General features: G+C 36.8%; 22 protein-coding genes. 3 read left to right on the forward strand and 19 right to left on the reverse strand.

Features of this window, described 5'->3' with window-relative positions; genetic code table 11:
* Nucleotides 1-38 precede the first annotated feature (38 nt).
* Nucleotides 39-1,766 carry an N-acetylmuramoyl-L-alanine amidase family protein gene (locus O1A01_RS18830; protein WP_270064732.1) on the forward strand — a complete coding sequence of 576 codons (1,728 nt, stop codon included), beginning with the start codon at nt 39-41 and terminating at the stop codon, nt 1,764-1,766.
* Nucleotides 1,767-1,813: 47 nt separating this feature from the next.
* On the opposite strand, the gene dtd is transcribed toward O1A01_RS18830, so the two are convergent.
* The 8 genes from dtd to O1A01_RS18870 all read right to left on the reverse strand — a co-directional run bounded on the left by dtd (nt 1,814) and on the right by O1A01_RS18870 (nt 12,411).
* Nucleotides 1,814-2,260, reverse strand: a complete 447-nt coding sequence (dtd, locus tag O1A01_RS18835; protein WP_066420804.1) for a D-aminoacyl-tRNA deacylase — start codon at nt 2,258-2,260, stop codon at nt 1,814-1,816.
* Between the two features lie 14 nt (nt 2,261-2,274).
* Nucleotides 2,275-4,470: a RelA/SpoT family protein gene (locus O1A01_RS18840; protein ID WP_066420805.1), complete on the reverse strand. Its 2,196-nt coding sequence runs from the start codon at nt 4,468-4,470 to the stop codon at nt 2,275-2,277.
* A 254-nt stretch (nt 4,471-4,724) separates the two neighbouring features.
* A complete protein-coding gene (locus O1A01_RS18845) occupies nt 4,725-5,237 on the reverse strand; it encodes an adenine phosphoribosyltransferase (protein WP_270064733.1) in 513 nt (170 codons plus the stop codon).
* Nucleotides 5,238-5,251: 14 nt separating this feature from the next.
* On the reverse strand, nt 5,252-7,600 hold the full coding sequence (gene recJ, locus O1A01_RS18850; RefSeq protein ID WP_270064734.1) for a single-stranded-DNA-specific exonuclease RecJ: 2,349 nt from the start codon (nt 7,598-7,600) through the stop codon (nt 5,252-5,254).
* Between the two features lie 423 nt (nt 7,601-8,023).
* Nucleotides 8,024-8,302 carry a LapA family protein gene (locus tag O1A01_RS18855; RefSeq protein ID WP_066420866.1) on the reverse strand — a complete coding sequence of 93 codons (279 nt, stop codon included), beginning with the start codon at nt 8,300-8,302 and terminating at the stop codon, nt 8,024-8,026.
* The gene (locus O1A01_RS18860; protein WP_066420867.1) at nt 8,299-9,222 is read right to left on the reverse strand and encodes a cation diffusion facilitator family transporter; all 924 of its coding nucleotides are present in this window, start codon (nt 9,220-9,222) and stop codon (nt 8,299-8,301) included. Before O1A01_RS18860 ends, O1A01_RS18855 begins: the two co-directional genes overlap by 4 nt.
* Before the next feature lie 243 nt (nt 9,223-9,465).
* Nucleotides 9,466-11,718, reverse strand: coding sequence for a protein translocase subunit SecDF (gene secDF / locus O1A01_RS18865; protein ID WP_270064735.1), 2,253 nt, complete (start codon nt 11,716-11,718; stop codon nt 9,466-9,468).
* Nucleotides 11,719-12,135: 417 nt separating this feature from the next.
* On the reverse strand, nt 12,136-12,411 hold the full coding sequence (locus O1A01_RS18870) for a post-transcriptional regulator (protein WP_066420864.1): 276 nt from the start codon (nt 12,409-12,411) through the stop codon (nt 12,136-12,138).
* 110 nt (nt 12,412-12,521) lie between these two features.
* Between O1A01_RS18870 and spoVB the strand changes: the two genes are divergently transcribed.
* Nucleotides 12,522-14,075, forward strand: coding sequence for a stage V sporulation protein B (gene spoVB, locus O1A01_RS18875; RefSeq protein ID WP_270064736.1), 1,554 nt, complete (start codon nt 12,522-12,524; stop codon nt 14,073-14,075).
* Nucleotides 14,076-14,111: 36 nt separating this feature from the next.
* Here spoVB and O1A01_RS18880 read toward each other — a convergent pair whose 3' ends face one another.
* A complete protein-coding gene (locus tag O1A01_RS18880) occupies nt 14,112-14,774 on the reverse strand; it encodes a DUF421 domain-containing protein (RefSeq protein WP_270064737.1) in 663 nt (220 codons plus the stop codon).
* 194 nt (nt 14,775-14,968) lie between these two features.
* On the opposite strand from O1A01_RS18880, the gene O1A01_RS18885 reads away from it, so the two are divergent.
* Entirely contained in the window at nt 14,969-15,349 is a 381-nt protein-coding gene (locus tag O1A01_RS18885) for a TIGR04086 family membrane protein (protein WP_066420860.1), read from the forward strand.
* A gap of 42 nt (nt 15,350-15,391) precedes the next feature.
* Here the strand turns inward: O1A01_RS18885 and yajC are convergent, their stop codons facing one another.
* The 10 genes from yajC to nadE all read right to left on the reverse strand — a co-directional run bounded on the left by yajC (nt 15,392) and on the right by nadE (nt 22,841).
* A complete protein-coding gene (gene yajC / locus O1A01_RS18890; RefSeq protein WP_066420858.1) occupies nt 15,392-15,655 on the reverse strand; it encodes a preprotein translocase subunit YajC in 264 nt (87 codons plus the stop codon).
* A gap of 44 nt (nt 15,656-15,699) precedes the next feature.
* Complete coding sequence (tgt, locus tag O1A01_RS18895) at nt 15,700-16,839, reverse strand: tRNA guanosine(34) transglycosylase Tgt (RefSeq protein ID WP_270064738.1); 1,140 nt, start codon at nt 16,837-16,839, stop codon at nt 15,700-15,702.
* A gap of 27 nt (nt 16,840-16,866) precedes the next feature.
* Nucleotides 16,867-17,895 carry a tRNA preQ1(34) S-adenosylmethionine ribosyltransferase-isomerase QueA gene (queA, locus tag O1A01_RS18900; protein ID WP_066420855.1) on the reverse strand — a complete coding sequence of 343 codons (1,029 nt, stop codon included), beginning with the start codon at nt 17,893-17,895 and terminating at the stop codon, nt 16,867-16,869.
* Between the two features lie 24 nt (nt 17,896-17,919).
* Complete coding sequence (locus tag O1A01_RS18905) at nt 17,920-18,120, reverse strand: DUF2905 domain-containing protein (protein WP_066420853.1); 201 nt, start codon at nt 18,118-18,120, stop codon at nt 17,920-17,922.
* Nucleotides 18,117-19,112 carry a Holliday junction branch migration DNA helicase RuvB gene (gene ruvB / locus O1A01_RS18910; protein ID WP_066420852.1) on the reverse strand — a complete coding sequence of 332 codons (996 nt, stop codon included), beginning with the start codon at nt 19,110-19,112 and terminating at the stop codon, nt 18,117-18,119. The genes O1A01_RS18905 and ruvB overlap by 4 nt, the downstream gene beginning before the upstream one ends.
* Before the next feature lie 12 nt (nt 19,113-19,124).
* Complete coding sequence (gene ruvA, locus O1A01_RS18915; RefSeq protein ID WP_066420851.1) at nt 19,125-19,733, reverse strand: Holliday junction branch migration protein RuvA; 609 nt, start codon at nt 19,731-19,733, stop codon at nt 19,125-19,127.
* A 127-nt stretch (nt 19,734-19,860) separates the two neighbouring features.
* Nucleotides 19,861-20,436 (reverse strand): intercompartmental signaling factor BofC, encoded by a 576-nt coding sequence (locus O1A01_RS18920; RefSeq protein WP_270064739.1) that lies wholly within the window; start codon nt 20,434-20,436, stop codon nt 19,861-19,863.
* Nucleotides 20,437-20,835: 399 nt separating this feature from the next.
* Nucleotides 20,836-20,991 carry a hypothetical protein gene (locus tag O1A01_RS18925; protein WP_270064740.1) on the reverse strand — a complete coding sequence of 52 codons (156 nt, stop codon included), beginning with the start codon at nt 20,989-20,991 and terminating at the stop codon, nt 20,836-20,838.
* Nucleotides 20,992-21,013: 22 nt separating this feature from the next.
* Nucleotides 21,014-21,985, reverse strand: coding sequence for a YhcN/YlaJ family sporulation lipoprotein (locus O1A01_RS18930; protein WP_270064741.1), 972 nt, complete (start codon nt 21,983-21,985; stop codon nt 21,014-21,016).
* Nucleotides 21,986-22,100: 115 nt separating this feature from the next.
* A complete protein-coding gene (gene nadE / locus O1A01_RS18935; protein WP_270064742.1) occupies nt 22,101-22,841 on the reverse strand; it encodes an NAD(+) synthase in 741 nt (246 codons plus the stop codon).
* Nucleotides 22,842-22,847: the final 6 nt, after the last annotated feature.

Here is a 22,847-nt window from a genome sequence, read left to right on the forward strand (position 1 = left end):
AACTGATGCTTTACAAACAGATTAGGAGGTAAACAGCTTTGTATAGAAAGTTAAAAGTAATCATCGCCTTAGCCATCATTTTAACGTCCTTTTTATATCCGCTTTCCAGTAACAAAGTAGAAGCGAGCCAGGCCGTTAGAGTTGCTACAGATGTATTAAATGTTCGAGAGCAGCCGTCGACTAGTTCTGCCATTGTGACAAAAGTAAAACGTGGAGAAACATACCCACTCGTCACGAAGCAAAAAGAATGGTACAAAATTAAAGTCGGAAATAAAGAAGGATGGGTTGCCTCTTATCTTGTTGTTGAAACAAATTCTGTTTCTTCAAATGCTAATAATGGGGTAAAAATATTAGCTGATTCACTACGTGTTCGTTCAGGCCCTGGAACAAACTTTTCCATAGTTGCTTTTGTTCATAAAAGCAGCAACGTAACGTACATAGAAGAAAATGAGAATTGGGTAAAGATTCGCGTTGATGGAAAAGATGGTTGGGTTTCTAAGCAATATGCATCTATTTCGAAAACGTCAACGACTCCTTCCACCTCCAATTCAAGTAATAGTTTTGTTGGTGAAGTTACAGCAACGAGCTTAAACGTACGTAGCGAACCTTCCTCACAAGGTAAAGTTGTTGGAAGTGTAAAAAAAGGACAGCAAATAACAGTTTTAGGCCAGCAAGGAAGTTGGTATAAAATTCAACACTCCAATCAGCAAGCTTGGGTTAGTAGCGAATACGTGAAAACAACTAGTACACCTAGTTCCAATTCATCTTCACAAAAAACAAATGCAGTCGTTACTGCTTCTAGTTTAAATGTTAGAAGTGAAGGATCACTGAACGGAAAAGTTGTAGGGAGTTTAACTAGAGGGGCAAATGTCACGATCGTAAATGAACAAAATAGCTGGGCAGAAATTGAGTATAGTGGTGGCAAAAAAGGTTGGGTAGCCGGCTGGTACTTAGAGAAAAAGGCAGCATCTACTGTAAAACCTCAAGCTAACACAACTGGAAATGTTGTCGTTTTACATAATGGGACAAATATTCGCTCCCAAGCAAATACAAGTTCCTCTGTCGTTGCGAGAGCAAATGAAGGAGACACATTTCAAATTGTTTCTGTCGTAAATGATTGGTACAAAATAAAGCTTTCTAACAGGAAAGAAGCTTACATTGCTGGATGGATTGTAAGTACGTCTGGAACAACCCAATCTATTACTAGACCTGGAAGTGAGCAATATTTAAAAGGGAAGACAATTGTAATCGATCCTGGTCATGGAGGTAGAGATGTTGGTGCAATCGGGGTTAGTGGTCGATATGAAAAAGATTTAACGATGAGAACTGCTAATTTACTTGCTGACAAATTAAAAGCTGCAGGTGCTAATGTTCACTTAACGAGAAGCAACGATACATTCCTATCACTTCAAGGACGTGTACAAACTTCTCACTATCATAAAGCGGACGCATTTCTATCACTACACTACGATAGCATAAACGACCCTAGTGTAACTGGAACAACAACTTACTATCATCATGCTAGCAATAAAAAGCTAGCCGATGCTGTTCATTCTTCGCTCATTCAATCAACGAAATTGCGTGACCGAAATGTTCGTCAGCAAAGCTTTTTTGTATTAAGAGAAAATAGACAACCTTCTATCTTACTTGAATTAGGTTATATTAGTAATCGTGCAGAGGAACTAACATTACAATCTAGCGATTACCAAGAGAGAGCTACTACTGGTATTTATCAAGGATTAGCACAATATTTCAAATCCAATTAATCAAATTAGAAAAAAAGCAAGCTTCCCAATGAAGGGAAACTTGCTTTTTATTTTTCTTTACTTTCTACAATGAGGGTAACTGGCCCGTCATTGACGAAGTCGACTTCCATCATTGCACCAAATGTACCAGTTTCTACTGTTATTCCTTTTTCACGAAGTTCTTTATTAAAAGAATCGTAAATAACCGTTGCATGCTCTGGTTTCGCCGCACTCATGAAGTTAGGTCTTCTTCCTTTACGACAATCACCATATAACGTAAACTGCGAAACAGAAAGTATTCCACCCTTCACATCAAGCAACGATAAATTCATTTTATCATTTTCATCTTCAAAAATACGTAAATTAACAATTTTGTCAGCGAGATATGCTGCATCCTCTACTGTATCATCATGTGTCACACCAACAAGTAGCATTAATCCATGATCAATACTTCCTACTACTTCATTTTCAACAATTACTTTTGCTCGTTTTGCTCGTTGTACAACAACTTTCATTCCAATTCCCTCTTTTAATGCATTAGTCTTCTAACTGAATAAATATCTGATATTTGCTTAATACGGTCCACAACTTTTTGGAGGTGGCTGACATTTTTTATTGCAATAGCCATATGAATTGTAGCCATTTTATTGCGGTCAGAACGACCTGAAACAGCCGTAATGTCTGTTTTCGTTTCATTTACTGCTTGTAGTACTTCGTTTAATAAACCACGGCGATCATATCCAGAGATTTCAATTTCAACATTATACTCTCTACTTGATTTAACATCGCTTTCCCACTGCACTTCAATTAAACGCTCATTTGCATCTGGACTAACTACATTAGGACAATCGTCTCTATGAACAGAGACTCCTCGACCTCGCGTAATAAAACCAACAATATTATCTCCTGGCACAGGGTTACAACATTTGGAAAGGCGTACTAACAGACTATCAATTCCTTGAACAACGACACCCGCATCTTTTTTCTTTTTCGTATCAGGCCTGCGTTTTTCGATTGGTTCAGCTAAATCCGTTAACTGTTGTTCTTGGTCACGTTTTTTACGTAATTTTTCCGTTAAACGGTTTGTTACTTGTAAAGCAGTAATCCCATTATATCCAACCGCAGCAAACATATCTTCATCGTTTGCAAAATTAAACTTCTCTGCTACACGTTTAATATTTTCAGCAGTTAATACTTCTTTTACGTCAAAATCTTGATTTTTTATTTCTTTCTCTACAAGGTCACGGCCTTTTTCCACATTTTCTTCTTTACGCTGTTTCTTAAAAAATTGTCTTATTTTATTTTTCGCTTGTGATGTTTGCGCTAATTTCAACCAATCTTGACTTGGTCCATAAGAATGTTTAGATGTTAATATTTCAATAATATCGCCCGTTTTTAATTTATAATCAAGCGTGACCATTTTGCCGTTAATTTTTGCACCAATTGTTTTATTTCCAATTTCCGAATGTATTCGATAGGCAAAGTCAATTGGAACGGAACCAGAAGGTAGCTCGATTACATCTCCTTTTGGAGTAAAAATAAATACCATATCGGAGAATAAGTCAATTTTTAACGACTCCATAAATTCTTCTGCATTTGTTGCATCATTTTGCCATTCTAAAATTTCACGGAACCAAGTTAATTTTTCTTCAAAAGAAGCTCGCTCATTTGCTGGCTTTCCTTCTTTGTATGCCCAGTGTGCAGCAATACCAAACTCTGCAATTTGATGCATTTCTTCTGTTCGAATTTGTACTTCTAATGGGTCACCCTTTGGTCCAATAACAGTCGTATGCAAAGACTGGTACATATTTGGCTTAGGCATCGCAATATAGTCTTTAAAACGACCAGGCATTGGCTTCCAACACGTATGAATAATCCCTAGTACTGCGTAACAATCTTTTATACTCTTTACGATAATCCGAACAGCTAATAAATCATAAATTTCTGTAAACTGTTTATTTTGAAGAACCATTTTGCGATAGATGCTATAAATATGCTTTGGTCGACCGGAAAGCTCCGCACGAATGTTAACCTCTCCTAAACGGTCACGAACTTCTTGCATTACTTCTTCCACATATTCTTCACGTTCCGCACGCTTTTTCTTCATTAAGTTAACAATTCGATAATATTGTTGAGGATTTAAATATCTTAGTGCAGTATCTTCTAATTCCCACTTTATTTTTGAAATCCCTAAGCGGTGAGCTAGTGGCGCAAATATTTCTAACGTCTCATTAGAAATACGACGCTGTTTTTCTTGAGGTAAATGTTTTAACGTACGCATATTATGAAGGCGGTCAGCAAGTTTGATTAAAATAACACGAATATCTTGAGCCATCGCAACAAACATTTTCCTATGGTTTTCCGCTTGTTGTTCTTCTTTTGATTTAAATTTTATTTTACCAAGCTTTGTTACACCATCTACTAGCATTGCAACTTCCGCATTAAAAGCATCGCTTATTTCTTCTAACGTTACACTTGTATCTTCCACTACATCATGAAGAAATCCAGCTGCTATCGTGGATGGATCTAAATCTAAATCGACTAAAATACCAGCGACTTGAATCGGATGAATGATATAAGGCTCACCCGATTTACGGTATTGTTCTGCATGAGCATTTTTTGCGAAGTTGTATGCTTGCTCTAAAAATATAATATCTTCATCTCGCAAATAACGTCTCGCATTATTAATTACTTGCTCTGCAGTTAAAACTTGCTCATTGGCCATTTTTATACTCACCTTTTAACCATCTATTTTTTATTATTATTTATATATAAACACCAATCTTTGTATTTTATAAATAATTGTATATTGTAATTATTATCATTAAATTTTAACGCAATGTAAAGGGCTTCTGCAAAGAAAATAAAAATTTGTCGACAAATTTTTTAAGGCAACAGTGTAAAAAATAGTAAAAACACTCTTTCCTAGAGGTATATAGAAAAAACTAGAGTGAAATTTTCCACTCTAGTTGTAAATTATTAATATTTCATTAACGTTAAAATGTCATAGCCGTCTAATTTATTGCGACCGTCTAAGTATGATAGTTCGATAAGGAAAGCAATACCTGCCACTACCCCACCTAGTTCTTCCACGAGCTTAATTGTTGCTTCAATCGTACCACCTGTCGCTAATAGGTCATCTGTAATTAATACGCGTTGACCTGGTTTGATTGCATCTCTATGAATCGTCAATACGTCTTTACCATACTCAAGACCATATTCAACTCTTACTACTTCTCGAGGTAGTTTTCCTTCTTTACGTACTGGCGCAAAACCAATACCTAAAGAGTAAGCAACAGGACATCCGATAATAAACCCTCTTGCTTCTGGCCCAACGATTAAATCAATTTCTCTTTCACGAGCATATTCAACAATTTTATCGGTAGCATACTTATATGCTTCACCATTATCCATTAATGTTGTAATATCCTTAAATTGAATGCCCGGTTTTGGCCAGTCAGGTACTATCGTTACATATTTCTTTAAATCCATCTTCTTTATTCCTCCTATGAATAAACGGTTCGTAGTTCGTTTACATGCTCATCAAACCACGTTTTTAATTGGTGATACGTTGAGTATAAAAATTTATTTTCCAACTCTATTTGCTTTTGTTTCTTTTGGTAGGTTCGTGATTCTGTTAAGTCTCGTTTCATGGACCCACTATTTAGTGAAATAAAGCCATTGTCTATTGTAACAAATTCTAATTCAAAAAACACCTGTGATATAAAATCTACTGTTTCTTTTGACCAACCTCTTGTTTTTGCAATATCTTCTGCATATCGATTTAAATCGATTGATCCTTTTTTCATAATCAAGCTGTAAAACCACTTAAAATGGTCACGAGTAGGAATTGTGGAGAAAAAGTGATTTTCTCTTTGATAAAAGCTAGCATAGATTCGCGTTGGTTTAGCTAGTTTAATTAACGAAATTAACTGTTCTTCATCAGTTGGTAAATCTAATAATATTAAATGCGTCTCCTCTGAAAAACGATAATTTTCTATATCAGCTATATGCAATGAATTGCTTTTCCACTCTTCTGCAATAGGTAAGTCGTGTAACGCCTCACTCGAAAAATGAACTAACCTTGCTTTTTCTTTATTTAATTGTTTTAACGTATTGGATAACTGTTTACTAGAACGGATATCAAATAGCTGCCATTCGTCTATTTTGATATCTTGAATAAACAACTGTGGTTTCCTTATATTATTCCATTCATTAATAGATAACTCACCTAAAACATGAATTTCACAACTTGGTGATATTTCATGATATGCATCCCCAAATCCAAAGCCTACACAATCTAACGATTCGTTATTTTTTTCAATCATCAATTTTAGATGTGTATTATTACTTCCAATTTGTCGTATTTGTTGAAGAGATGCATTCGGAACAACTACTTTTGGCTTAGGATTAGCAACTCCATATGGAGCGAGTCTATCCAGTTGTTCAATCGTTTGCAGCGAAATGTCTTCTAGTTCGCATTGCATATCAACATCTGTAATAGGAATGAAATCTTCTTCTGATAATATTTCACTAGCTTTTTTATTCATTCGATTGCGTAATTCATGAACATTTTTAATTTCTAACGTCATTCCAGCAGCCATTGGATGTCCGCCGAAATGCGGTAGTATATCACGGCATTCAGATAAATTCTCAAAAAGATCAAAACCTTTAATAGAGCGAGCTGAACCTTTTGCTAAACCAGTTTCATCATCAAGACTTAACACGATCGTTGGACGATAAAACTTGTCCACTAATCTTGAAGCAACAATTCCGATAACCCCCGCATTCCAATCATTACCTTCCACAATTATGAAAGAATGCTCTTCAGGAGGATATTTTTCTTCTACTTGTTTTATCGCTTCTTCTGTAATTTTAGCAACAATTTGTTGTCTTTCTTTATTATAACCATCTATTTCATCTACTAACGCAACAGCTTCCTCATAAGTAGTTGCCATTAATAGATGAACAGCAGGATCCGCATCTGCTAGACGACCAACTGCGTTTATTCTAGGACCGATTGTAAAGCCAATTGTTTCTTCTGTAATATTGGCCATATCCACACCGCATTTTTGAAATAAAGCACGTAGTCCTGGTCTTGTCGTACTTTTCATTTGACGAATACCACGATACGCAATTAATCTATTTTCCCCAGTTAAAGGGACTAAATCAGCAATTGTCCCTATCGCTGCAATTTCTATTAAATGTTCTGGTACTCTACCGAGTAGTGCATGAGCTACTTTAAAGGCGACTCCTACTCCAGCAAGCTCTTTATAAGGATAAGAGCATGTTGTTTTTTTCGGGTGAATAATAGCATACGATTCAGGTAATGTTGGACTTGGTTCGTGGTGGTCAGTAATAATTAAGTCAAGACCTAACTCTTTCGCAACTTCCCCTTCATGGTGAGCAGAAATACCTGTATCAACTGTTATGATTAACGTATAATTCTGTTCCTTTGCCCATCGAAAGGCTGTTTCGTTTGGTCCATAACCTTCTGTAAAACGATTAGGTATATAAAAGTCCGCTCTTGCCCCGATTTCTTGAAGTGCTGTTAATAAAACTGTCGTACTGCTTACACCATCAGCATCATAGTCACCAAAGACAAGAATTTTTTCTTCTTTCTGTACAGCGGTTTTGATTCTTTCTACTACTTTTTCCATATCTTCTAATAAGAATGGATCGTGAAAATCCATTTCATTAATATTAAGGAAAGATGAGGCTTCTTCTACATCTTCAATGCCTCTATTGACTAAAAGAGTAGCAATTAGAGGTGTTACCTTTAATGTGTCTACTAGCTCTTTCACTTTTTCTTCATTTGGCTTTTTTATATTCCAACGAGATTTTGATAATAACACCGAAACTCCCCCCAACCTTCATTATTATACTAGAGAGGAATTAGGCGTTCAATGAAAAATAGTTGGGAGAAAGGAAATCGCAATTAGAACTAAGGCATTGCTTTTTGTTATTTACGTTTAAAGTTAGTCCGTTTCACTTCGCTACAGACACTTGCTTTCCGCGGGGAGGGAGTCGAGCCTCCTCGGCTTCGCCTGTGGGGTCTCGACCTTCCCTCTACCTCCCGCTGGAGTCAAGTGTCTTCCGCTCCGTTCCACTCTCGGTCCTAATTTTTATATTGTAGCAGTTCTAGACCAACTATTCTTACTCTCCATGGAGCAAATTCAATTTCAATTATGTTTGCCTTGAAAATAGGATGGTGGTTTGATGTTGTTGATAAAGCATCGCGTACGCACAAAAAAAGAGTGCTCGGTGTGAGCGACTCTTTATTCGTGGGGTTCTAGGTTGTTTTCGGAAAGTTTGTTTTCTCCGTTTACTGCTTGGACTTTTTTTAATTGTTTTTTAAGCACGACAATTTGATATATCGCTAATGATCCAGCAATAACTCCGCCCATAAGAGTGGAAAAAAGAATGACCAGTACTAGAGGCCAGTGGGCTGTTCCAAATAAAAAGTTTACTTCAACAGGTGACACATTCAATACAGCAAAGATAGCAATAATGATGGCAAAAATAATCCCTGCTAGTAAATACCATTGGCCCTTCATGATGCCCCACTTCCATTTGAACTGTCTGAATCGTCGTTATAAGGGTTTATGTGAACAAAAACGTTTTGTACTTCTTGTGTCTCCATGAGTTTTTGCTTAACATTCTTTCCGATCTTATGCCCTTCTTCGACAGTAATATATGGGTCAACTGAAATTTTCAAATCCACAATAACATAATGACCGTGTTCTCTCGCGTGAAGCTCATCTATCTTTAATACTCCAGGAACTGTAACGACTATTTGTTTAAAGTGTTCTGCATCTTCATCATGTAAAACGTGATCCATCGTATTATGAATCGACTCTTTTCCTAAATTCCAAGCCATTTTAATAATTAACGCGGCCACAAACAACCCAGCCACTGGATCAAGATATACGAGCCAATCTAATCCGATCATTCCACCGATAATCGCTCCACTGATCCCAATTAAAGCTGCAATGGATGAAAATACATCCGAACGGTGTTCATAAGCGTTTGCAATGATGGCGTCACTTTTTATTTTTTTACCTAGGTTATATTTATATCGGAACATCCATTCTTTCACAATGATGGAGATGATCGCAGCATAGACAGCAATCATTTTTGGAGCTTCTATTTCCTCAAAGAAGGCTGCAAATGAAGATTTACCAATTTCTACTCCTACAAAAAATAATAATACAGCAACGATAATCGCTGCGATATTTTCTGCTTTTCCATGTCCATATGGGTGGTCTTCATCAGGCGGTCGTTTTGCAGCTTTTAATCCGACATAAACAGCAATGGATCCGGCTACATCTGAGGCAGAGTGAGCAGCATCTGCTACTAACGCTCTACTATTCCCTAGCACTCCTGCTATTGCTTTTAAAATCGCTAGTATGATGTTACCAACGATACCAACCATCGCTGCAAACTCGGCTTTTTTAAACCTTTCGTTTTGATCCAATATCACTCGATCCCTTCTTGTCTTTTCTACTCTATATATTGTACCCTTTTTTCCGTAAATGAGGCTAAATATTTCAACGTTTTCTTAAACAACCTCTTCTATTACTAGTTTATTCACGTATTATAAATCTGTTTGTACATTAAAACTGGAAGTACTTTTTCATTCCCTGGAGCTCTTTAACAAAGACTATTTTCGTTAACATAAAAAAAATGCCGCTACTCATAGCGACATTTTTTCAATAACTTATACTTCTGGCTCTAAATCATCTTCAGGTGTTACTTTTTTCGGACGCATTAACTGTTTATGTTTCCATACTAACCATAGCTGAGAAGCTAAGAATAAGGAGGAATACGTACCTGCAACTAGCCCCACAAGAAGCGCTACCGAGAAGTTTGTGATCGATTCACTTCCAAAGATTAATAAAGCAATAACCGCGAATAATACAGTCACCACCGTATTAATAGATCGAGTAAATGTTTGTTGTAAACTTAAGTTTACAACTTCTGCTAAATCTTCGTATGTTTTCACACGTTTTTTCTTCTTCAAATTTTCGCGTATCCGGTCAAACGTTACAATTGTATCATTTATGGAATAACCGACAATCGTTAATACGGCGGCGATAAACGTCAAATCAACTTCTAGTCGAACGAGACTGAAAAACGCAATGATGAAAAAGGCATCATGGAACAGTGCAATAATAGCTGACGCTGCAAAAATCCATTCAAAACGGATTGTTACGTAAATAATAATACCTAGTGCCGCTATTAAAACAGCAAAAAAGGCGTTTCGAGAAATTTCTTGGCCAACTATCGGCGAAACAGTACTTACATTAGGCTCTGAACCATATTTTGCCGATAAATGCTCTTTAATAGTTGCAATTTCTTGTTGATTTAATTCATCTAAAAATCTTGCTACTGCGATTTCTTTATTAGCCCCTGACAACACTACATCTCGCGGTTCAAAGTTAATAGACGCTAATTCTTGTTGGACTTCCTCGGCAGAAATCGTCGTTTCACCCATAATTTCTACTCGAGTTCCGCTGACAAAATCAATCCCTAAATTTAACTTCAGCGTACTTAATAGTGCAATACCAATAACAACCATTGCAGTAGAGAAAATAAAGAACTTTTTACGGTGTTTAATAAAGTCTACATTTTCAAATTTGTTCGGTGGAACTGTATCTTCTTTCGTATCTTTAATATCCATGATTTCTTCTTTTTTCAATCCGAAGAGGTGTGGCTTATTGTTTAGCGCACGACTATGTACCCATAGCCCTAACAATAGGCGAGTACCTAAAACTGCTGTTAAGAAACTCATTAAAATACTGACAATTAACATCGTCGCAAACCCTTGGACAGAGCTTGTCCCGTAAACGAACATAACCGCTGCTGCTAACAAAGTTGTAATATTTGCATCTAAAATGGTACTTAATGAATTTCGATTTCCTGAACGGAATGCCGACATCATCGATTTTCCTAGTTTCAGTTCTTCTTTTATACGTTCATACGTAATAATGTTTGCGTCAACAGCCATACCGACCCCTAATATAAGCGCGGCGATTCCTGGTAATGTTAACACAGCATTCATTGCGTTAAATACTACTAAAACGAGGAAAATATATAAACTTAACGTTACAACTGCAACAAATCCTGGAACACGATAAACGATTAGCATGAATAAGAATATAATCGCAATCCCAACTGCACCTGCAAATACTGTTTTTTGCAATGCTGTTTCACCAAATTGTGCTCCAACAGACGTAGAATATATTTCTTCTAATTCAACTGGTAAAGCACCTGCATTTAAAAGGTCTGCAAGTTCTTTTGCACTTGGAACAGTAAAGGTCGGACCTTGAATTTGAACTTCTGGCTGGTGAAAGACTTGCTCTACTGTAGCTGCAGATAAATACTTAGGTTCATCTTTTTGTCTTTCCTCTGCAAAGGAATCGACACCTTCTTCAAAATCTAACCAGATTACCATCATATTTTCTGGATATAATTTAGAAGATAGTTCTCTCGTTATTTCTCTAAACTTCTCAGCATCCTTAATTTTTAAAGCAACACTTGGTCTATTTGACTGATCAAACGATTGCGTTGCTCCATTTTCAACTAGGTCTGTTCCGTCCATTAAAAGGTTGTCGTTAATATCACGAAATGTTAGTTTTGCTTCTGTTGATAACAGTTCACGTGCGTTTGTTTGATCTTCTACTCCTGCAAGTTGTACACGAATCCGGTTTTCACCTTCGATATCAATTCGTGGTTCACTTACCCCTAATACGTTAACACGCTTGTTTAAAGCACTTACTGTACTAACGAGCATTTCACGATCAATGTCGGTTCCACTTACAGATTTCACTTCGTAAAGTACTTCAAAGCCCCCTTGTAAGTCCAAACCAAGCTTCATATTATTTGTAATCCAGTTCGTTGATGAACCGATCATACTTGCAATTAAAACAAGTACTAGAAAGAATGCAACTATTCGGCCTCTTTTTACCATGAATAAAAAATCCTCCTTTTGAATGACAAAAGCTGTCTGACCTACGGGTAATCAGAAAAAACATATGTATTATTGCAAAAAGTTTTTCTATTTAATAGGCAATACGTTTATTATGAAACAACAAATTATACCTGTCAATTCTCGTCTTTATTATATTCTTACTGGAATAATGATAACGAAGCTTTCAAAATTCCCACCTTACAAATACGTGTTTACGGAATATAACATTTCATTATTTACAACATTGATTGTTGTTATAGGTTTTAAGTTAGTCCGTTGAACTTCGCTGCAGGTGTTCGCTTTCCGCGGGGAGGGAGTCTCACACCTTCCGCTACGTTTCACTCATCGTACAAAACAATAGTCCAATTTAGCCAGAACTACATTTTTTATAAATTCCCTTTTAATGTAATGTTATTTTTATAATTTCTCCCCAAAAAAGTTTGGTGCTTTGTATGCCTCTATTGTGATGTAGCTCATGTATTCTGCTACTTTTAAGTGATAAACGTCGGAAACTAGTTCATGGAGCCTCTTATCGGACGGCTTTCTCCATGTTTTGTTCGTTAAGCATTCCCACAACCCATCTACTGTTACACTGTCATATCCTAGCATGTGAAATTCATCTACTTTACTTTTTAAAACAGGTTCTAAGTCAAAACGGTAAAGATCATATGCATGCTCTTTTTCTTTTTTCATTTTCATAAACCCCCATTAATAGATTATTTCTCCTCTTCTTGTCATGCTCGGACTATGTACAAGCATATACATAGGAAAAAGACACGTGCAAAAAGTGAGGCAGAGACTAAATGACGAAGCAAACCTTTATTAAAGGAACGTTAATTTTAATAGTTGCAGGCTTTATTACGAAAATACTTGGCTTTATTAATAGAATTGTCGTTGCTAGGCTAATCGGTGAAGAAGGTGTCGGGCTTTATATGATGGCCGTTCCAACTCTAGTATTGGCGATTACGATTACTCAGTTTGGTTTACCTGTTGCTATTTCCAAGCTCGTGGCAGAGGCAGAAGCAACTGGAGATAAACGTAGAGTTAAAAAAATATTAATTGTTTCTCTTTCAGTAACTGGTACGTTAAGTATTATTTTTACACCTGCATTAATCCTATTAGCACCACTACTATCAGAAACGCTATTTACAGATGCGAGAACGTATTATCCATTACTCGCGATTGCTCCTGTTGTGCCAATTGTTGCGATATCCTCGGTAATTCGCGGATATTTCCAAGGAAAACAAAATATGAAACCTGCTGCTATCTCCCAAGTAATTGAACAAGTTGTCCGAATAACGCTCGTAGCTGCATTCACGAAAGCCTTCCTACCTTATGGGATTGAATATGCTGCTGCAGGCGCTATGTTATCAGCTGTCATCGGTGAATTAATGTCCTTACTTTACATGCTTTTCATGTTTAAATTTAAAAAACGGTTTCGTTTACGTTCAAAATTTTTCCATTATATTGGTGAAGGGAAACAAACATTTAATGATTTAATGAGAATTGCTGTCCCTACTACTGGTAGTAGAATGATTGGCTCCATTGCTTGGTTTTTTGAACCGATCGTTGTTGCGCAAAGTTTAGCCTTAGCCGGTGTTGCAACGAGCCTTGCTACGAGACAGTATGGAGAATTAGTAGGGTTTGCTCTTCCACTTGTATTTTTACCGTCCTTTATTACTTATTCCTTATCGACTGCGCTAGTTCCTGCTATTAGTGAGGCAGCAGCAAAAAAAAATACGTTATTAATTGAACATCGTCTTCAACAAGCATTGAGACTTTGCTTTGCGACAGGTGGTATTGCGTTAGTAGTTTTATACGTTTTTGCGGAACCGTTAATGCTACTTATGTATGGCAATAGTAATTCGGCTATATATATTAAAGTAATAGCCCCTTTTATACTATTTTACTACTTCCAGGGTCCACTGCAAGCAACTTTACAAGCTTTAGATTTAGCGAAAGCGGCAATGATCAATAGCTTCATTGGAGCATTTGTTAAAACTGGTGCGATTTTTTTACTAGCATCTCAACCAGGCTTAGGTATAATGGGAGCAGCGTTAGCAATCGTTATTGGATTTGTTTTAGTTACGTTATTGCATATGAGTACGATTATGAAAGTACTATCGTACACTATATATGTTCGCGAATACGCAAAAGGAATAGTCATCATTGTAGGTTGTGTTTTACTCGGTAATTGGATGATGGATCATCTACTATTAACTTTCGGCACAATAAGCCGAACTTTAATATTCATTTCGATTTTAACTATTATTTACACACTATTGTTAACAGTGTTTGGGCTTGTCAAACGAGAAGAATTTGCAAGAATCCCATTTTTGAACAAACTGTTAAAGTGACAAAATCGACCTCTAAAATGGTGAGGTCGATTTTACTTATTCTTCATCAATTAAGTCAATAAAAAATTCTCCGTTATCATAACTACAAAAGGAGATTTTTTTAAAGTCTTGATAGCCTCGTTTTCGTAAATTTTGTCGTAACCAAACTTCTGTTTTATCTACAAGCTCTAGATGATCTGTTTGAATAATTCCATCAACGATTAACGGTAAATTTAATGTTGCTTCTTTTTTCTTCGATTTCTTTTTATCTTTTTCAAAAACAGAAAGTTTACCCGAAGGCTCCAAAATAGCAAACTCAACGTCTGCCACATTTTTAACTTGCTGTTCTCTTAATTGAACCAGTAAATCATCAAAATTATACCTTTGTTTTCGCATCGCCTTTTCATTTATTTTTCCTTTATTAATTATTACGGTTGGTTCTCCATCTATAAAACTGCGAAAACGTTGACTTTTGAGTGAAATATATGCGAGCAATATTTGAATTGCCATTAACGTTAACATTGGAATTAAAGTATGACCCATCTCATCACTTGGATTTTCAATCGCAACAACTGCCATCTCGGCGATCATAATGAAGACGACTAAGTCTAAAATGCTCAATTCACCAATTTCCCTTTTTCCCATTAAACGAAAAATCGCCAGAATGACGACATATAAAAAAATGGTTCTTGTAATTATAACGAAATATTCCTCTATCATTTCATTTCTCCCCCACACTAAACAATCGTTACGATTTAGTATGTGCAGTTTTTATACAAACATAAGGAGATTAAATTTTTGCAATGGAGAAAAAATTTTAGCTTGTCCGACACAGGTTCTGATTCTAAATTTATTGTCCGTGAATATGCTTGTATTACAAAGCATGTACAAGAATGAGAAGGGAGTGTTTCACGATGGAATCAAAACGTCTTAGTTTGGCCGTCATGTATGGTCTTATTACAATCTTTTTAATTGCTGTGGCAACAAGTTTAATTTTTTCATTCCTACTTAAGTTTACAACATTACAAGAAGGGTCTATCGCTTGGGTAGTGTTAGCACTATCTTTTTTAGCATTATTTATTGGTGGTTTCGTCTCGGGTGGGAAAGGAAAAGAAAAAGGCTGGTTATTAGGAGCCGCTACTGGTGGCTTATATACGATGATCATTTTCTTATTTCAATACTTAGGTAGTGATTCTTTATTTACGTTACAACAATTAATTTATCACGGAGCTTTTGTTGGTATCGCTACTTTAGGTGGAATTATCGGAGTTAACTTAACTGCAGCGAAAGCATAGTAAAAACCGCAAGTTCTAAAAATAGAACTTGCGGTTTTTATATTAGTCGTTATTTACATCGCGGATCGCTTGACGATCGTATGTAAGGCGTGAACCATCTCCACATTTGATAACAACTTTATCTTCATCAAGTGCATCGATGATACCGTGAAGACCTCCAATTGTCACAACTTTGTTGCCTTTTTCTAAGCTCGTTTGCATATCACGAACCGCTTTTTGACGTTTTTGTTGTGGACGAATTAGTAAGAAGTAAAAAATAGCGAACATTAATAGTAATGGCCAAATTAAACTAAAAATATCACCCATTGTCTCAACCTCCTTTCCTTTATCCCTTTTCTATACTTTTAAAGTTAGAAGTTTTTTGCCCCCGGTTTATTAAAACCATATTTCTCAAAAAACTCTTCTCGAAAATCCCCAAGACGATCTTCTCGAATCGCTTGGCGGACATTCTCCATTAATTTTAACAGAAAATGCAGGTTATGATAAGTTGTAAGTCGTATTCCGAATGTTTCGTCACATTTTATTAAGTGTCGGATGTACGCACGACTATAATTTTTACATGTGTAGCAATCGCATTCTGGATCAATTGGGTCAAAATCACGAGCGAATTTAGCATTCTTTACAACGAGACGGCCTTCACTTGTCATTAATGTACCGTTACGAGCAATTCGTGTAGGTAACACGCAATCAAACATATCAATTCCACGAATAGCACCATCAATTAATGAATCAGGTGAGCCTACTCCCATTAAATAGCGAGGCTTATTATCAGGCATCCATGGAGTTGTGAACTCTAACACACGATTCATGACATCTTTCGGTTCCCCTACTGACAATCCACCAACAGCATAGCCAGGGAAATCTAATGAAACTAAATCTTTCGCACTTTGTTTACGAAGATGCTCGAATTCTCCACCTTGAATAATACCAAATAAACCTTGGTCTTCTGGACGCTTATGAGCAGTTAGGCATCTTTCTGCCCATCTAGAAGTACGCTCAACGGAACGTCTCATATATTCTTCCGTTGCCGGATATGGCGGACATTCATCAAATGCCATCATAATATCAGAACCTAGTGCGTTTTGGATTTCCATCGCTTTTTCAGGGGATAGGAATAGCTTGTCTCCATTTAAATGATTACGGAAGTGAACGCCTTCCTCTTCAATTTTACGAAATTCACTTAAGGAGAATACTTGGAATCCACCTGAGTCTGTTAAAATGGCGCGGTCCCAGTTCATAAATTTATGTAAGCCACCTGCTTCTTTGACAATCTCATGCCCAGGTCGAAGCCAGAGGTGGTATGTGTTACTTAATATAATCCCTGCTCCCATTTGCTTTAAGTCTTCAGGAGACATTGTTTTTACTGTTGCTAATGTTCCTACAGGCATAAAAATTGGTGTTTCAAAAGAACCGTGTGGTGTATGAACACGCCCTAATCTTGCGCCCGTTTGTTTACAAGTTTTAATAAGCTCATATTTAATTGCTGTCATTTTTGAAACTCCTTATACTCATCTCTTTTACAAAATTAACATCGCATCACCGAAGCTGAAGAAACGATATTTTTCTTTTACTGCTTCTTCATACGCGTGAATAACATTGTCTCTTCCTGCTAACGCACTTACTAACATAATTAATGTTGATTTCGGCAAGTGAAAGTTCGTTAGCATTCCATCAATTGCTTTGAACGTATAACCTGGATATATAAATATGTTTGTCCAACCGCTTGCTTCTTTAAACATTCCATGTTCGCTTACAATCGTTTCTAGCGTGCGAGTACTTGTTGTGCCAACCGTAATAATACGCCCACCATTTTCACGGACAGTATTTAACTCATTCGCTGTTTCTTCTGTCATTTGATAAAACTCCGCATGCATGTCGTGCTCTTCAATATTATCGACGTTTACTGGACGGAATGTACCTAATCCGACATGAAGAGTAATAAAAGCGATATGTACACCTTTCGTTCTCATCTCTTCTAGTAGCTCTTCCGTGAAATGCAAGCCTGCTGTTGGAGCAGCTGCAGAGCCTCGTTCCCGAGCGAAAACAGTTTGATACCTTTCTTGGTCATCTAATTGTTCCTTTATGTACGGTGGAAGTGGCATTTCACCTAAACCTTCTAGCACTTCATAAAAAATACCTTCATATTGGAATTCAAGCATTCTGCCACCGTGTTCTTTTTCTTCCACACAAACAGCTTTGAGCCTTCCATCTCCAAATGTTATAATGGTTCCTTTTTTTACGCGTTTTGCTGGTTTAACAAGTGTCTCCCAAACGTCTCCTTCTTCTTGTTTTAGAAGTAGCACTTCAACCTTTGCACCTGTATCTTCTTTCATTCCAAATAAACGGGCCGGTAAAACTCGCGTATCATTTAATACAAGACAGTCCCCAGCTTGCACGTATTGTAAAATGGAGCGAAAAGATGGCTCATGCGCAACGTTCCCATTCTCTTTGTTTAATACCATTAACCGAGAAGCTTCCCTATTTTCTAGTGGTATTTGAGCAATTAACTCCTCTGGTAGATGAAAATCAAATAAATCTACTTTCATACACAAAACTTCCTTTTTAAAAATTTATCGAAACCGACCGATGAAATAAAAAACTAAACTTAAAACAACACTAATAATAATAGACGTAACGATAGGGAAAAAGAAAGTAAAATTCCCTTTTTTCACGACGATATCTCCAGGAATTTTCCCGACTACCTGCCACAATAAACCGATTAAAAGCAACACTCCACCTAAAATCATTAACATTTTAGGAAGCTCAGTCATTCTGTTGGCACCTCCAAGTTAAAATGTCGATATGCTAAATCTGTTACGATTCTTCCTCTCGGTGTTCGTTGCAAAAAGCCAATTTGCAAAAGATACGGTTCATATACGTCCTCAATAGTATGAGATTCCTCTCCGATTGTTGCGGAAATAGTATCAAGCCCTACTGGACCACCCCGAAATTTTTCAATAATAGCGAGTATAAACTTATGATCGATATGATCTAGGCCAAGTCGATCGACTTGAAGGCGGTCAAGTGCTTCATTGGCCAAGTTTTCCGTTATAATATCTTTCCCTAAAACTTGAGCAAAATCACGTACTCTTCGTAATAAACGATTAGCAATTCGAGGAGTCCCACGAGAACGCCTTGCAATCTCCAATCCTGCTAATTCATCTAAACCAATGTCTAATATTTGTGCCGTTCTTAAAGCTATTGTCGTCAATTGCGTTTCATTATAATACTCTAATCTACTTAACACACCAAAACGATCCCGTAACGGGGCAGTTAAAAGTCCTACTCTCGTTGTTGCACCGACTAATGTAAATGGTGGTAAATCTAATCGAACGGAGCGAGAGTTTGGACCTTTACCTATTACAATATCTAAACAAAAGTCTTCCATAGCTGGATATAGCACTTCTTCGATAGAACGATGAAGACGATGTATTTCATCAATGAAAAGAACGTCTCCTGGCTCGAGTGAAGAAAGAATAGCAGCTAAATCACCCGGTCTTTCAATAGCAGGCCCAGCCGTTGTCCGCAATTGTACACCCATCTCATTTGCTATAATGGCAGCTAGTGTCGTTTTCCCTAACCCTGGAGGGCCATATAACAAAACGTGATCAAGTGTTTCTTGTCTTATCTTTGCAGCTTCAATAAACACTTCTAAGTTTTCTTTTACTTTATTTTGCCCAATATATTGTTTTAAAGATTGAGGGCGTAAACTCCACTCTTGGTCTTGAGCATTTTCAGTTTGAGAAATAATTCGTTCATCCACAAGTTTCACCACCTATTGAAGAAGAAGTTGTAAAGCTCTCTTCACATATTGATCGGTTGTTAAAGTTTCTTTGCTTAGAGTTGGGGTAATTTTTTTGATTTCTCTGTCCCCATACCCTAATACTTTTAATGCTTCTACCGCTTCCTCAAATGCAGTATTACTACTCGAAGTGGCAACATTAATATCCGGTTCAAAAAGGCTAGGGAATGCTTCTGGTACAACATCTTGCAATTTCCCTTTTAAATCTAAAATAATTTGGCGTGCCGTTTTCTTTCCAACGCCAGGGAATTTCGTTAAATACTTTTCATCTTCATTTTCAATCGCATGAATTACTTGAGTTGGCTCACCTGTTGCAATAATTGCTAGCGCACCCTTAGGTCCTATTCCAGTAACATTTAATAATTTCAGAAATAAGTTCTTTTCCTCACGAGTTTGAAAACCGTAAAGAGCTAAAACATCTTCCCTTACATGTTGATATGTATAAATAGTTACTACCTTTTCTTCACGAACTTGATATATAAACGGATTTGGCGTATGAATTTGATAGCCTACATTATTTACATTTAACACTATATATTCTGGACTAACGTAATCGATATATCCTTTTAAAAATTCAATCAACTTAATACTCTCCTATCATTAGCAATCAACTACTATTTTACCATAAAAAGAAGAACATTCGTACGGGAAGAGAAAAGATTACTTTCCAGTTTCTTAAATGAAAGAAGACTAGCTAAAGATAGCTAGTCTAATGAGGCTGTGCCGAATACGCTTTAAACGCTTCTAGTACTTGTTCATATTCATCTTTTGAGAACACTTTAATCCCATTTTTTAATAGGTTATGTTTATGGCTTTCTAATTTTTCTACATCTATTTGGTAAAAGGATTGTATTATTTTAGATTTTGCATCTGGTTTTCCATCAAATATCGTTAATATTCCTTCTTCTGTAATGCCAAAATATCCATTCGATTTAAGTAAAGGTGAAATATCATCTATATGCATTTGAAAAACGACTTGTTCCTCATCTTGAGTAACTAATTGCCAATCCTCATAATCAGCCCAAAAGTCTTCCATTGCCCAAATAGTCTCTTCTAACACTTCTTCACTAACTTCACCGTCTACGTATATTCTTTCCAAAACGACTGTTAGCTTTAAAGGACCGTTTACTTCGTATGCTTCATCTAGCTCTTCCATCAATTGGTCATTATTTCGTTTATTTACTTCTGCATTCCCTTTTATTTCAAGGGTTGTGTACAAAATTGTACAAAAAATGAAGAAAGATGAAAAAATAATGATGATCTGTTTCGGAATGATGGGTTTCATAGGACTCCCCTCACATTCTTTTTTTTGGTTAATAACTATATTTTCATTTTCTATTTTGACCAAACATAGAAGTTTTAACCAAAAAAAGAGGGTAGTTATTAAAGGCGTAATTTTCAGAAAAGTAATTAGTTTTATTATGTGTGGCATTTGTTAATAAGGTAGACATTCATCGTACATAGATTTACCTTGAATATATACGTGTTTTAGGGAATAGCATTTCAATATAGTCATCGTTTTGGTAATAATGTACGTTTTAAGTTTGTCCGTTTCACTTCGCTGCAGACACTTGCTTTCCGCGGGGAGGGATTCGAGCCTCCTCGGCTTTGCCTGCGGGGTCTCGACCTTCCCTCTACATCCCGCAGGAGTCAAGTGTCTTCCGCTCCGTTCCACTCACGGTGCTTAATCTGGAAAGGTAAAAAATTGTAACTGTTCAAAATCTAACCACCCAATTTCATTGACATGATGCAAATCACTTGCATGGTTGTCTAGCTTTAAAATTAATAGTTGGGTGCTTGCGCCTAAAAAAAGAGCACCCATAAAGTAAGATTCACTCACTTTATGGATTGCTCCTTTGTCTTTATCGTCCTGGTGTTACAGTTTGGAATAGGGAACGAATGTCTTCATTTAGACGTTCCATCGGGCCACCATCACGAATATCGTTGTCAACATTACGCACGCGATTAAATGTACCTTCATCCGTAACTACACGAACATCACTATTTCTTACTAAAGGATCGACGGCTCTACGTACATCTCTCGTTACTTGCGTTTCACTTGCATTCGCTTCTGTATCAACAGCAACAAGAACGTCATTACCGTACACTACCGCTCTAACGTCTCGAACACCACGCACTCGAGAAGCACGAGCTGCTATTTGCTCTGTCAACTCACCTTGGTAATTGTTATAGTAAGATGGTTTTCCACGAGATGCAGTGGAGTTTAGGTGTCGGTGGTAATTTGTATCTGCATATTGGTCATTACGGGTATTAACATTAAATAATCCTCTGCCTTCATTCGCTCTAGGTGTGTATCTGTTGTTAAACCCAATGTTCTGATTGTTATTACGATTCGTTACGTTAAATAGTCCCGCATCGTTTTGATTATGATTTCTATTAAACATACCTGTATCGTTTTGAGTCCTTGTTCGAGTAGTTGTATCGTTAAACAAACCTCTATTTGCTTGATTCTGACCTCTATTTGTTACATTAAATAATCCTCGATCATTATTTCCTGTACGGTTTGTAAGTGTATTGTTTCTTTGAGCATTACGGTCACCATTTATAATGGCTCTGTCCATCATCTCAATAATAGGACCGTCATTGTCTCTTAACTCGTATGCGTTACCACTATGATCCGTGTAACGGTTTGTACGGTTGTTTACATTCGTTGCATACGGATTGTTCTCACTTGTGTAATAACCGATTGGCCTTGTGTTCTCCGTACGGTTATCTGTTCCTGGATTACCAGTAGCTTGGTTTCCAGCACCACATCCAGTTAAGCCACCAAGCATAATTGCTGCAGACGATAAAGTTAACAATGTCTTCTTCAATGCGATAACCCCCCTAACAAGTCCTAAACACTAAGTAGTGTTCTTTCTTATGATGACTTGTTAGAGGGGTTTTTATAATGTCAGATACGTCCAAGAACGTTAACAAATACCGATTTTAAAATTTTGGTGGAGCGTATGCTAGCTGACGTTTATGTTCAGAACGTTTATGCAGTCGCTCTATAATTTCTTTATCCTCAACTGGAATTTCTTCGCCTTTTAAATATTTATCAATCATTGTATATGTTGTACCCATTTCATTTTCGTCTGTTTGCCCTTCCCAAAGTCCGGCACTAGGTGGTTTCGTAATGATTGAATTTGGAACGCCTAAATATTTCGCCATTTCTCTTACTTCACCTTTAGTTAAGTGAACTAGTGGAACTAAATCAACTCCACCGTCACCAAACTTAGTAAAATAACCTGTATGCCATTCAGCAGCATTGTCTGTTCCAACAACTAAATAACCGAAGTTATTCGCTACAGCATATAGTGTTGTCATACGTAGACGTGCTCTTGTGTTAGCATCCCCTAACCTAGCAGCTTCTTCATTCCATGTTCCTTTTTCTTTTAATTCATTTTCTATTGCAGAAAACATGATTTCATGTGTTTGTGTTAAATCAACAACCATATAGTTAATAGCACAACTATTAATTACTTCTAATGCTGCTTCCGCATCCTTTTCACTACTTTTACAAGGCATTATTAGTCCTAAAGAGTTGTCTGGAAATGCACGTTTAATCAAATGAGCGACAACAGCTGAATCGATTCCACCACTGACCCCAACTATTGCACCGTTTAATCCAGCTTCCTTCACTTTTTCTTGTAGCCACTTTACCAGCTTTGTCACTTTCTCTTCCATTGCTCG

The organism is Sutcliffiella sp. NC1 (genome assembly GCF_027594365.1).
In the GTDB taxonomy this organism is placed as follows: domain Bacteria; phylum Bacillota; class Bacilli; order Bacillales; family Bacillaceae_I; genus Sutcliffiella; species Sutcliffiella cohnii.